Source organism: Myxococcales bacterium (assembly GCA_012517325.1).
GTDB lineage: Bacteria > Lernaellota > Lernaellaia > Lernaellales > Lernaellaceae > JAAYVF01.
In genome coordinates this window covers 41777-54719 of record JAAYVF010000116.1, presented here as the reverse complement: position 1 = coordinate 54719, position 12943 = coordinate 41777, and the positions used below count along the sequence as shown (strand labels likewise).

Sequence of the window (12943 nt, the reverse complement as noted above, 5' to 3'; positions counted from 1 at the left end):
TAGGTTACGATAGCCATGGGACTGTCCTCCTGTTGGGTAAGGTTGTGAATCACCCAATGATGCCGCTTGTCTAACAGACATGCATCGGGGGTCAGTCCTTTCCATTATCTGAGGAGGCCCTTGGCCGTCTCGAAGGGTGCGGGAACAGGTAGTTATTCGGAAAAAATAAACCCCGCGGGGTTTCCGCGGGGTTTTATTTTTGTTTTTGCGGCAAGTCGTTACGGCGTCGTGTCGTTGTCGTCGTTATCGTCGTTGTCGTCATTGTCGTCGTTGTCGTCGTTGTCGTCGTCGTCGTCGCCGGTATCGTCGTCGCCGGTATCGTCGTCGCTGGTGTCGTCGTTGTCATCGTTGTCATCGTTGTCGTCGTTGTCGTCGTTGTCGTCGTCGTCGCCGGAATCGTCGTCGTCGTCGAGCAATGCCAGATTGCCGGTGTCGGTTTCCTTGGTGTCGATTTCGTCTTCATCGCAGGCGATGAAGAACAGGCCGGCCGCCAGGGTCAACAGCAACGCCGCCAGGAAGAACCACTGCAACCGCTGATTGTGATTTCGTGACATTTCATTCCTCCATGCCAGCGGCGATTGCTTCGCCGGTCTGGTCGTTTTCAAAGGTTCAGTCTGATTACCATGAGCGCGGGAAAGCGGTCAAGGCTCCACTCCGACTGAATCTGCCCCGAGAAGGGAGCCGAAACGCTTCGTTCGGCCGCTCGCGGGGTAATAAAAAAGGAGCGGGGCCGAAACCCCGCTCCTCATCACTGTCAATCGATGCGATGGATTTACTTCGCGTCGCAAGCGTTGAGGCAAGCGATCATCGCATTGGCTTCCGCCTGGGTGGGCGGATCGGAGCAGGTGGTGTTGGAGACGCAATCAGCGTAGCAAGACCACGGCCAGTCGGTCAGGGAGCCGCAAGCCGCCTGCATATCCATTTCGGGAATCCAGAAGGTGGTGTCGGTGAAGGTCCACACAACGCCGCAAGCATAGATGCCGTGCACGGCCGAGCCGCAGCCGCTGCCCGGATCAGCCGGAGCCAAGCAAGCATCGAAGGAGGCTTCGTCGCAGAAATCGACGAATACCGCGTCGCCAATGCAGGTCCAGAACGGAGAAGCAAGCTTCGCCGCCATGAACTCTTCGGAGGCTTCGCACCAGGCGGTCAAACCGGCCACATCCTGCTGGGTGCCTTCGAGGTCGAGCAGGGTGATGCCGCAGGTGTTGACCATGCCGTCGGCAACGCCGTCACAGGTGTAGGTGACGTCGTCGTTGTCGTCGTTGTCGTCGTTGTCGTCGTCATCGTCGCCGCTGTCGTCGTCGCCGCTGTCGTCGTCGCCGGAATCATCGTCGGTCCAGGAGTCGTCGTCGTTGTCGTCGTTGTCGTCGTCGTCGTCATCGTCACCGCTGCTGCACGCAACGACGAAGGCGCCCATGCCCATCGCGAGCATGGCGACCAGCGCCAGCAAAAAGAGTTTGTTCTTCAACAGGTTCATTTATCGTCCTCCTTCTTGTGTTGCTTTGTCCTGCCAATAGCCCGAGAAAGACAAATAGGCTCCCCCGAGTCGTCTATCTCTTCGGGGTTATCGGCAACGCCCAACCTGGCGAATGGGACAAAATTACAATTAACGTACAATCACATCCCTGCGAGGAATCGACTCATTCCTCACCGCATCATGGAATCGTCTATCACACCTCTTTTTATCCGGTCAAGAGAAAAATCGACCGCTTTTGGTATTTGTCAAATATTGCCTAAAAATACGAATAGTTACAATTTTATATAAAAAAATTTTTTATTTTGCTTGCGGATTGCGCGAAATGGCAGTTTTTTTGGGCGATTACAAGAGTTTTTTTGGAACTTCGGCGAAGCGGTCGCCGATGGGTTGGAAAGGTTTTCCCGGCGAACGTAATGAATAGTTATCTTTTGTATTTTCTTTTTGGTTTACCGGAATGGTTTTCGAAACTTATCGCGAATTGTTCGGGAGACTCCTCTCTATGTCCCTTCGTCCCGCGGCAAAAAGCGCACTTTCTATCGCGCGACGAGTTCGGTCGGAAAACTTCCCGGCCGTTAACCGGATCGGCCGCGCTCCGTTCCGGTATCCCACGAAGGAATGGGCGGTAGGAACAGGAGGTCCTTCGTCGAACCCGGAAGAAATCGGGGCGTTTCGTATATTATATACACATCTGATGAAAAAACAAATATCGACCATCCGGTAATCCTTTTCAATCTTGACGGCCTGGCCGGGATCGTGCTACGAACTGGCACCTTGGCTTTCCGAATAACGGGGTTTGAACCGTGAGATGCCCGCGCTGCAATTTCGTCTCGTTCGACGACCTGGACCACTGCAAAAAATGCGGTTTCGACCTCGTGGCGTTTCGCGAAGGCAAACCCGAGGCCAAACCGTCCTGGTTCGATCGCCTGCGCTCGCGGCGGGAAGCCCCGTCAGAGGGGGCGGCCAGAGATTCCTTCCGTTACGCGGGAGCGGATGAGAAAGCGGCCGAACCGGGCGTAGCGGGTCAAAACTTTCCGGACCTGATTGCCCGCGAGCGGCAATTGCGCGAGGAAATCTCCCGGCTCCAGCGGGAATACAATCACGCGCCCGAGGAAAAGGCCGCCGGGCTGGGCCGCCGGTTGGACGCCCTCAAGCGCGAAAAATTGGCCCTGGCCAGGCGGATCGAAAAAGCCGAGGCGGATCGGCGCGAAGTCCGCGATTGGAAAGAGCCGCTTGCCGCCGCGGCAAGTGTCAAGCCGCGCCCGGCCGAAGTTGCGGTGCCGGTGGAAAAGCACGACAGACCCGAGCGTAGCGCTTCGGCGTTCGCCGCCAGCCCGCCGCGTCCCGCGCCGCCGGCGGAAAAAACCGTCGATCTGGCGCCGATTCTCGAAGCGCAAAAGAAGATCCAGCACGAGCTGGCCGAGGCGCAGCGCGCCAAGGAACAGATCCGCCGCGAACTGGAAGAGGCGCGGAAGGAGCGGGAACGGCTGGCCGAGGAGATGCGCCGGGCCCAGGAAGACAAATACCGCGAGGATGCCGAGGCCAAGGCCAATCTCCTGCGCCTGCAGCAAGAGGAAGTCGTCCGCCTTCAGGAAGAGCGGCGATTGCTTTCGGAAGCCGCGGAAAAAATGCAGGAGGAACGCGATCGGCTTTCGCGGGAGCGCGAAACGGTCGAGCGGGAAAAACAAAAGGCGGCAGAGGCGCGCCAACACGCGTTGGAATTGATCGAACAGGCGAAGCAAGCCCAGCCGAAACCCGAGCTCGAACCGGAACCGATCGTCGCGCCGGTCGCCGAAAGTCCGGCTACCGCCGAAACGCCGCTGCCCACCCTGAATTTCCATACGATCGCCGCCGAACCGAGGGCCGAGGAATCGGCGGAGCCGGCGCCGCGTTCGATGGCGCGGGCGGAAGACGTTCTCGCGCACCTGGCCCAACCCCGTTCGCGCGAAAAGCCCAAGGTCGAGTCAACCGAATGGACGCCGCCGGCCCTGGCCGCGCCGCCGCGTCAGGCCGCCGAGGAAGTCGCCTTCGCGGAACTCCCGGAAGAGCCGGGCGCATTGGCCGAACCGGATGAATTTCCGGAAGAAGAAGAGGAAGACGCCGACGAGGCAACCGGCGCCGAGGTGATCCCCAAGGGCGGCCTGGTGTATCGCGGTCTGGCGGCGCTGATCGATTTCTTGCTGTTGTTGCTGGTGTTGGGTTTGTTTTTGGTGATCGGCCGGTTGGTCTCCGGCAGCAAGGGGGGCGACGCGGCCGAGGTGGTGCGCATGCTGGGTCTGCCGTTTTATATTTTGTTTTTGTTTTTATCGGCGGCCTATTTCACTTATTTGCACGGCACGTCCGGACAAACGCTGGGCAAGCGCCTGATGCGGTTGCAGGTGTTCACCACGCACGGCGAACCGATTGGCTATCTGACCGCTTTTTTCCGGTTCGTCGCCGCCTGTTTCGCCTTGGCGTTCTTCGGCATGGGGATTTTTTGGATCGCGCTGGACCCCAACAAGCAGGGGTGGCACGACAAACTGTCGCGAACCGTGGTCATTCGTCTCTAGCCGGCCGGAAAAAGCGGCGAATCGCCTTGACGGATGCCCGGTGGTGAAACATAATTTCACGGAAGAGGTTCCAGTCGGTCGCTAGATTTGCGGGCGTCGCGCCGTCGGCAAAGGTGGGAGTATCCATTACCGGTTACGAGTGGGAAGCAACAAAGAGAGGCCTCAGTCTTTGAAAGATATCTTCTCCGACGACGTTCTCAATTCCATTGACGGCGCGATCGAAAAGTCGTTGACCGTCCGCACCTTCGGCGTGGGCGAGGTGATCGACGACCGGTTCCGGGTCGAACGGGTCGTCGGCCGCGGCAATTTCGGTTACGTCTATCGAGCCAAGGAAGAAGCGAGCGGCAAGACCCGTGCGGTGAAGGTCTTTTACGAGCGGTTCACCGGCCGCAACGGCGCCGTGGGCCACCTGGTGGAATTGGGCAATCGGCTGACCCATCTCACGACGCACCCGAACCTCGTCCGCGTTTTCGAAACGGGCCACTCGCAACACCTCGTCTATTTCGTCGAGGAATTCATCAACGCGCTGACGCTGGAAAAGCTGGTCGGCGCCGTCGCCAAGCACGCTCCCGAGGGCGGCTTTCCCGCCGACCAACTGGCCGAGGTCATGCACCAGGTCTGCCGGGTCATCGAGGAGCATCCGGAACAGGCGCATTTCGGCCTGAATCCGCAAAACATCTTCATGAGCAAGACCGGCGTCAAGATCGCCGACCTGGGAGTCGCCGGCTCGCTGCGCCCGATGCTGGCCGAAGCCGATTTTCAAATCATGTCCGCCCAGGAGTTCTGGGCGCCCGAATTCCGCCAGAGCGGCATTCTGTCGGGTTCCGCCGACGTCTATTCGCTCGGCAAGTTGCTCGAATACCTGCTGACCCTCGGCAAGTGCGGCACTCCCGGCCAACCGCCGGTGATCAAAGGCCCGCATTCGCCGGCTTTGCTGGATTTGGCGCTGATGGCCGGCGACCACGATCCCGATCTGCGGCCGCCGACGGCGGGAGCGTTCCTGGGCGCGTTCGAAAACGCCCGTCTGGCCTTGCCGCCGGAAGGGCGCGAGACGGCGTTCGCGGGCGCCGCCTTGGCCACCGAGGATCAACTGGCCGAGGCCGCCGAGAGCGCCATGGAAGCGTTGTCCGAGCGCGTTTCCAAATCCGATCTCACCGAGGCGGTGGAGCACATCGTCGCGATCGGCGAAATGGATCGGCGCGAAACCAAAGCCGGGCCGGAGATGGATCGCGCGTTGCGGGCGGTGGAAAAAGAATTTTTCACCGAGGAGGGCGCGGTGCCCGCCGCCGAGGAAAAAGCGACGTTGCGCGTCGCCGAGGAAGCGGCGCCGGCGGCCGGGCCAGCCGCGCGCCGTTCGCCGCTGGTCTGGCTGGCCGCCACGGCGGTCGTCCTGGCCGTCCTGGCGGTCGTCGGTTACGCGCTGAAAGATCGGTGGTCCGGAGCGCCGGCGCAACCGACGCCGGTCGCTGACACCAACACCTTCGATCTGGAAGGCGTGACGATCATGCCCGAACCCGGCGGTCCGACCTTCGAGGAAATGGTCGACGCGCTGCTGGTCCAGGCCGACACCTATTTCAAAATCAATCGCATCACCGATCCGCCCGACGAATCGGCTTACGGCATCTACACGTTCGTGATGGACATCGACCCGAAAAACGTCGCGGCGCAGGACGGGATGAAAAAAATCGAGAACCATTACCTGACGCTCGGCCGCGGGCTGCTGAAAAACAAGAAATACGACAAGGCCGAATGGAGCTTCCGCAAGGTCTTGTTCGTCAACGAAAAGAACGACGAGGCCAAAAGCGCGCTGGACGAATTGACCAAGCTCAAGAGCGAAACGACCGTCGCCGCGAATACCGGCAACAAACCGGGCGAGGAAAAGCCTTCCGGCGGGCCCGCCAAGGGCACCGAGGAAATCATCGCCAAACCGACGACGCCCACGCCGATGGTCGCGCCGTTGGCCAATATCAGCGCCGATCAGATCAAATCGACCATCGGCAAGTACATGGGCCGCGTGAAGTTCTGCTTCGCCAAGAACCCCGACGCGAAGGGGGAAGTCAAGATGCGGTTCGTCGTCAATCCCAGCGGCGCGGTGACCAACGCCGTGGTCGCCGGTTCGTCGATCGGCAACGCCGAAATCGAACAATGCCTGGTGCGCCGGGTCATGATGATGAACTTCCCGGCCTTCGAGGGTTCGCCGAAAACCGTAACCTTCCCCTTCCGCTTCAACGAATAGCCGGACCGCCCCGGACTTGCGCGACCAAACCTCGATCGGTCATGCTGGTGGGCGGACGAGATCCGGAGATGGCGCCATGACTTCGCGAACCGCTGCCGCCGAACGAGTGGGTTGGATCCTGCTGGCGTTGGCGATCGGCCTGCTTTGCGGGCCGCTCGGCTGCGCTTCCACGCGAATCGGCGCGACGCTGGTGCTGCCGCCGACCACCATCGTCGGCGACCCGACGGGCCGGAATCGCGACATTTACGATGCCTACGAATTGTTCGACCGCGGGGACAAGGCCTACGTCGGCGCCGAGTGGGAAAAGGCGACCCTCAATTACAACAAAATCCTCAAGGAATACCCCGACAGCGAAGTGGCGCCGCTGGCGCGCTACAACCTCGGGCTGGTCAACGAGCAGACCGGCCAATGGGAAAAGGCCCTGCGGGTTTACCGGGAATTTCCCAACCCGCCCGGGCGCGGCGTGCTGATCGAGGAAGTCCGCATGCGGGCCGGTGTCTGTCTGGTCAAGTTGGAACGGTACGCCGAGGCCGAAAAGGAATTCGAAAGCATCCTCAGCCAATTCGGCGTGTCACCGCTGATTTTCAACGAGGCGCGGGCGCGGCTGGGCATTGCGGCCTACTACGCCGGCGACGAGGTGCTGGCCGAACATCATCTCGAAATGGCCTTGCCGGAAAACGACCGCAACCTGCAGCGCGGCATCGTCCACGCGCGGGCGGCCTATGCCGAAGGCTACTTCATCATGGGCGAGATTTATTACCGGCGCTTCGCCGCGGTCGCGCTGGGCGGCGAGGAAGCCGCGCTGGCGTTGGATTTGCGGGAAAAGGCGGAATATCTGATCGCGGCGCGCGATTATTACACGCAGGCGGTGCGGACCTACGAACCGCTGTGGATCACGGCGGCGCTTTACAAGATCGGCCTGGGCTTCGAGGAATTCTACCGCGCGGTGCTGGCGGTGCCCGAGCCGCGCGATCTGCCCGCCGACGAACGGGCGGGTTACCGCGAAAAGCTCGAGAAAAAATTGTACCCCGTGCTCGACAAGGCGCTGACCGCCTATCGCCGCAATCTGCAGCTCGCGGCCGATCTCGGGCAGAACAACCAGTGGGTGCAATGGACCCGCGAACATTACGAACTGCTCAGCCGGCTCACCAGCCAGGAGGAACCCAAACCATGAAGTGCGGGTGGCGGATCGCCCTGTTGCCGCTGATCGCTCTGCTGGCGTGGGCCGCCGGCTCGCCGGCGGCGGATTTCGGGACCGAACGCCTGGTCTACGAATTCGGCTGGCAGAATATCAGCGCGGCCACCGCGACGATCGCCATCGACCCGGCGACGGTGGCCGGCGTGCCCGGCTACAAGGCGGTCGTGCAGATTCAAGGCAAGCCCAAGCTCGACTGGATCTGGCGGGTGCGCGATAAAATTTCGGTCGAAACCACCGCCGACAAGCTCGCCTGCCAGCGGTTCTTCTTCGAGCAGCGCGAAGCCAGTTTCTTTCTCGACACCGAGATCCGCCGCGATCCGACCGCCAATCTGCTGATCGGCTCCCGCACCCGCATCATCAAAAACACCCGCAAGGCGTTGTCGCCCAAGGACGCGCCGCTCGATCACTACGATCCGCTCAGCGCCATTCTCTTTCTGCGCCGTTCGCCGCTGTCGATCGGCCAGCAGTACAACCTCAAGGCGTTCGACGGCAAACGCCGCCACGATCTGACCTACCGGGTCATCGGCGAGGAACGGATCAAAATCGGCCTGGGCGAATTCGATACCTGGAAGGTGCAACCGCGCATCCTCCGATCGACCGGCAATGTCCAGGGCTCCGATGTCGAAAAAGTACGCCAGCTTTTTTTGTGGGTCGATAAAAACCCGCCGCACCACGTATTGCGCCTCGAATCCGAGGCGTTTGTCGGCCATATTTACGGCGAGTTGGTTCAGAAGAATTGATCGGCGCCGCACTAGGGAAATTGGGCATGAAGCACTTATTGCCGCCGCTGGCCTGTTTGTTTTTCGGGGCTTGCCTCGCGGCGCTGCTGTTTTTTCCCGCCTGCAACGACGAGGACGACGATTCCGGCGACGACGACGCTTCCCCGGCCGACGACGACGCTTCGCCGCCGACGGATCACGCTTGCGTTTGCTGTTTTCAAGCCGAAGCGCAGGTCGGCACGTACTGCTGGGACGCTTACTCGGAGGAGGAATGCGCCGACGGTTGCGCCGTGCTTTACGACGCGGCGCACCTGCTCGCCACGCACTTCCTGCCAGAGGCGACCTGTCTGGAAATCGGCGCCGATTATTGCCTGAATTGATCGAGCGATGGTCGAAAAGTGATCCACTTTCTCCTGCGCTTCGCGGGAAAAAGAAGTGGCTCATCAAGGTGGTTTCCCTGGCCCATGAACATCCGTCACCATGATTGAGAATTTCCTGGGTGCCACGGTCTTGAACCCGAGTCCGCGCAGGGTTCATGGCCGTGCTCCGGCAAGCGGCTTTTCAGTGGTCACTCGCCATGGCAGGTCATACGTTCAATCGCGGAACGAGGGCGCCTCGTCTTCTCTTTACATCGTTGAACATAAAGTAGTATTTTTTAATTCACCAACCAGGAAAAACGACAAGCCGGACAATTCATTTCGCGAGGGAAGCCAAATGAAACACACGCTGGTGATCAAATACAGCGATATGGTGCGGCTTTCATTTTCGGTCGGCATTTTATCATTTATTAGCACTTTTATTTTGCTGACGCTGGTTTATTTGGTGATTATTCCGGCTCTGTTTCCCATCCGATATGGTTTAAAAAACCTAAATGGTGAATTGCTCGGTAATATATCCCTGCTCATTTTGATCGGCGCGGCGCTGCTGTTTGCCTTGGCTTATTGGGATTATCGAAAAATATCGATCGTCGAATTTTCCGATAACGGCCTTGAAGTATTGGGTAAAAGCAAAAAAGAAGACGTTCCCTTTTCGCAAGTGGTGTCCATCAGGAAATTTAATTTGCTCGGAACTATGTTGCTGGTCATCAACAAAAAGACGTTTTTACCACTCATTTTCCCATATGGTGAAAAATACGACAGCGAGATCAACGAGGTCATCGAACATTTCAAGAAACGCGCTTCGTAGTCGGTCTTGAACCCGGGTTCGCGAAGGGCACGGCCATCGATCTTGAAGGATCGAAGACCGTGACACCCCAACGCCGTTTGATAAAGAAAGAACAGGATTGGAACCGCGAATAAACATGAATGAACGCGAATGGGAAAACATATCTTGTTTTATTTCGTGCCCCTCGTTCGCGTTGATCCGTGAATCGTGATCCGGAGACTTATTCCAACGCAACGGCGTTGCGGCCGCCGGATTTGGCGCGGTACATCAGGCGGTCGGCGCGTTCGATCAGCAGCGGCATGGTGTCGTCGGCGCGGATGATCGCGCCGCCGATGGAGACGGTGACGTTGAGCGATTCGTCCTTGATCGTCAGGTAGGAGCTTTCGACGAAGAACCGCACCTTCTCGGCCACGATCGACAGCTGCTCGCGGTCCACGTTCTTGACGATGGCGACGAATTCCTCGCCGCCCCAGCGGCAGACCTGGTCGAAGGTGCGCAGGCTGTTGGTCATCGTCCGCGCCGTCATGCGCAGCACCATGTCGCCGATGGCATGCCCGAAGCGGTCGTTGACCTGCTTGAAGTGGTCGATGTCGATGAACAGCAGGCCGAAGGGCCAGCTATAGCGGGTGTTTTCCTGGATGATGTTGTTGATCTGAATTTCGGCGTAATGGCGGTTGCCGACCTCGGTCAGCGGATCGAGCATCGCCAGTTTTTCCAACTGCCGCCGCTCCTGCACAATGGCCATCTTGGCCGAGTTGTCCGAAAAGATTTCGATGCCTCCGAGCACCTGGCCCTGCTCGTCGTGCAGAGGCGTCGTGCGCACCTCGACGGGCAGGCGGTGCCCTTGCTTGTGATGCAGGTAGACTTCGGCCTCGCGCGGCTCGCCGTCTTCCATGGTGTGGGCCAGCGGGCACCGGTCGAGGCAAAGCGGCTGCGCCTTGTCGTCGACGTGGTTGAGCAGGTTGTCGTGGCAATAACGGCCGACCATTTCGGCGGCGGAATAACCCGTCAGCCGTTCGGCGCCCTGGTTCCAATAGGTGATGCGGCGCTCGCGGTCGACGAAATAGATGCCGTCGTGCAGATGATCGAGCACGTTCTTGTAAAAACGATCTTCCATGGCGGCCCCCACTGCATCCTCGGAAGGTGGATAAATTGTATGCCAGGACTCGGGCCGGCTGCAAACCGTCGCCTTCTTTTCGCTTGACCGGGCGGCGAATCCCGCCCGACAATATCCGCATGAGCGAAAGTAAACGCCTGACGGCCCGCCTGGTGGCCGCCGACGACCAAGGCCGCCGGATCGAACTGCCCCTGCGCGAGGGGCCCAACCGGATCGGCCGCGCGCCGCATTGCGAGATTCAATTCGACGATCCCGAGTGCTCGCGCGAGCACGCGCTGGTCACGGTGGCGGACGGCCGGATTTCCGTGCGCGACCTCGGCTCGGAGAACGCGACCTTTCTCAACCATCACCCGTTGGGAACCGCCGACGAGGCGGCGGCGGCCGGCGACGAGTTGATCGTCGGCGTCATCGCCCTGACGTTCGAATGGTTCGCGCCGCCCGTCGACGACAGCGCGACGATGGTCAACGCCATGCAAGCGCGCCGCCGGCCGCGCGGCGCGGACGACGAACCGGACCGGCCGCGCCCCGCTGAACTGGACGAAACCCGCCTGCTGCGCCCGGAGGAGGTCGCCCTCGAGCCCGGCCGCCGGCAGCGGCTGGCGCGGTTTCCGTTCATCGAGGTTTTCGGCGAAAGCGCCGGCGCCCGCCGGTTCCTGATGCGGCAGGCCGCGTTCACCATCGGCCGCGCTCCCGACAACCACCTGGCCCTGGTCGACAAACTCGTTTCCGGCCATCACGCCGTCATCCGGCACACGGCCGAGGGCTACGTGATCGAGGACCTCGGCAGCCGCAACGGCCTGTTCGTCAACAATCAGAAGGTGCAGCGGCATCGGTTGACGCCGAACCTCGATACCATTCTGGTCGGCGACACGCGCTTGCGATTCAGTCTCCCCCGCGAGTAAAAAAATTCCGCGAGTCGGTTTCTTGCCCCCGGTCAAAGTGCTACAGTGGAAATGTCACTCAATGCCAGCGGAAAGGAATTGAAGCAATGCCGGTGCAAGAGAACCTGGTGGCGCCCTGCGGATTGTATTGTGGGAAGTGTCCGTTGTACTTGGCCAACGTGAACGAAGCCCTGGCCCAATCGCTCGCCGAGCAGATGAAGACCACGCCCGATCGCGCCAAATGTCCCGGTTGCCGACCGGCCGCCGGTTCGCCGACGCCGCTGCAAGGCAAGGTCTGCGAGACTTATTATTGCGCCAAGGAGAAAAGCTTGTTTCTCTGCGGCGAGTGCGCCTCGTTTCCCTGCCCGCGATTTGCGCCGACGGCCGACCTGGCGAATTTCCTGCCGCACAACACGAAAATCTTCAACCTGCTGTCGATCCGTCGCGACGGCCTGGAACTGTGGGCCGAGCAGTACCCGATGATCATGAGCCGCTATTTTCAGGGCAAGCTGATGCTCGGCGCGGGCCCACAGTTGCCGAAGACCAAATAAAGAACCGGTGAATTAAATAAAAACGGCCGGCGGCGATCCGTCGGCCGTTTCGCTTTAATCGGACGGGCTACTTCAGCAGCCGCTTTTCGAGATCGGCGAGAATGTCGTCGGTCTTGACGCCTTCCGCCTCGCCTTCGAACGACAGCAGCAGGCGGTGGCGCATGCAGATGTGCAACACCGATTTGACGTCGTCGAGGCTCACCGAGTAGCGGTTGTCCATCAGGGAGGTGACCTTCGCCGTCATCAACATGGCCTGGCCGCCGCGCGGGCTGGCGCCGTAACGCACGTACTTTTTCACCATGTCGGAGGCCAGGTCGCTTTCGGGATGGGTGGCCAGCACCAGGCGGGTGACGGCGTCGCGCACGTGGTCGGGCACGGGCACCTCGGCGGCGAGCTTCTGGGCGGCGAGGATCTTCGCGCTGTCCATGACGGTCTTCACCTCGAGGGGCGCGGCGCCGGTGGTGCGGTCGAGGATCGCCATCAGTTCCTGCTGGTTCGGGTACTGGATGAGGATCTTGGTCAGGAAGCGGTCGACCTGCGCCTCGGGCAGCGGATAGGTGCCTTCCATTTCGATCGGGTTTTGCGTAGCGAGCACGAAGAACGGCTTGTCCAGCTCGTAGGTGACGCCGGCGACGGTGACCGACCGTTCCTGCATCGCCTGCAGAAGGGCCGACTGAGTTTTGGGCGTGGCGCGGTTGATTTCGTCGGCGAGGACGATCTGCGTGAAGACCGGGCCTTTCTGGAATTCGAATCGCTTGCGGCCGGCCGCGTCCTCGACGATCAGGTTGGTGCCCAGGATGTCGGCCGGCATCAGATCGGGCGTGAACTGGATGCGGCGGCTGCCGAGGCGGAACACCTGGCCGAGGGTCGAGACGAGCAGGGTTTTGCCCAAGCCCGGGACGCCTTCGATCAACGCGTGGCCGTTGGCGAAGATGGTTTTGAGGAGTTCGGTCACGACGGTCTGCTGGCCGACGATGACCTGGCCGATCTGGTTGCGCACTTCGCGCAGCAAGGCGGAAAATTCGGCGACGCGGGCTTGATAATCGCTCATGGT

12 protein-coding genes are annotated in these 12943 nt (G+C 60.4%); 8 read left to right on the top strand and 4 right to left on the bottom strand.

Translation table 11 applies throughout. The features are described from left to right. Window positions 1-218: 218 nt before the first annotated feature. Complete coding sequence (locus GX444_19455) at window positions 219-554, bottom strand: hypothetical protein (protein NLH50758.1); 336 nt, start codon at window positions 552-554, stop codon at window positions 219-221. 218 nt (window positions 555-772) lie between these two features. Continuing rightward, window positions 773-1477, bottom strand: a complete 705-nt coding sequence (locus GX444_19450; protein NLH50757.1) for a hypothetical protein — start codon at window positions 1475-1477, stop codon at window positions 773-775. Between the two features lie 800 nt (window positions 1478-2277). Between GX444_19450 and GX444_19445 the strand changes: the two genes are divergently transcribed. From GX444_19445 to GX444_19420, 6 genes are all read left to right on the top strand, one after another. Next, a complete protein-coding gene (locus GX444_19445) occupies window positions 2278-4023 on the top strand; it encodes a hypothetical protein (protein ID NLH50756.1) in 1746 nt (581 codons plus the stop codon). 169 nt (window positions 4024-4192) lie between these two features. Further along, entirely contained in the window at window positions 4193-6259 is a 2067-nt protein-coding gene (locus GX444_19440; GenBank protein ID NLH50755.1) for an AgmX/PglI C-terminal domain-containing protein, read from the top strand. 76 nt (window positions 6260-6335) lie between these two features. After that, window positions 6336-7433: a tetratricopeptide repeat protein gene (locus GX444_19435; GenBank protein ID NLH50754.1), complete on the top strand. Its 1098-nt coding sequence runs from the start codon at window positions 6336-6338 to the stop codon at window positions 7431-7433. Next, window positions 7430-8197 (top strand): DUF3108 domain-containing protein, encoded by a 768-nt coding sequence (locus tag GX444_19430; protein NLH50753.1) that lies wholly within the window; start codon window positions 7430-7432, stop codon window positions 8195-8197. The genes GX444_19435 and GX444_19430 overlap by 4 nt, the downstream gene beginning before the upstream one ends. A 26-nt stretch (window positions 8198-8223) precedes the next feature. Continuing rightward, window positions 8224-8556, top strand: a complete 333-nt coding sequence (locus GX444_19425; GenBank protein NLH50752.1) for a hypothetical protein — start codon at window positions 8224-8226, stop codon at window positions 8554-8556. A 100-nt stretch (window positions 8557-8656) separates the two neighbouring features. Beyond that, window positions 8657-9361, top strand: coding sequence for a hypothetical protein (locus tag GX444_19420; GenBank protein NLH50751.1), 705 nt, complete (start codon window positions 8657-8659; stop codon window positions 9359-9361). Between the two features lie 199 nt (window positions 9362-9560). Here GX444_19420 and GX444_19415 read toward each other — a convergent pair whose 3' ends face one another. Next, window positions 9561-10457: a GGDEF domain-containing protein gene (locus GX444_19415; protein NLH50750.1), complete on the bottom strand. Its 897-nt coding sequence runs from the start codon at window positions 10455-10457 to the stop codon at window positions 9561-9563. A gap of 119 nt (window positions 10458-10576) precedes the next feature. Here GX444_19415 and GX444_19410 point away from each other — a divergent pair, with 119 nt between their 5' ends. Further along, complete coding sequence (locus tag GX444_19410) at window positions 10577-11359, top strand: FHA domain-containing protein (GenBank protein ID NLH50749.1); 783 nt, start codon at window positions 10577-10579, stop codon at window positions 11357-11359. An 86-nt stretch (window positions 11360-11445) separates the two neighbouring features. Then, window positions 11446-11889, top strand: coding sequence for a DUF3795 domain-containing protein (locus GX444_19405; protein ID NLH50748.1), 444 nt, complete (start codon window positions 11446-11448; stop codon window positions 11887-11889). A gap of 67 nt (window positions 11890-11956) precedes the next feature. Here the strand turns inward: GX444_19405 and GX444_19400 are convergent, their stop codons facing one another. Further along, window positions 11957-12940, bottom strand: coding sequence for an AAA domain-containing protein (locus GX444_19400; protein ID NLH50747.1), 984 nt, complete (start codon window positions 12938-12940; stop codon window positions 11957-11959). Window positions 12941-12943 lie beyond the last annotated feature (3 nt).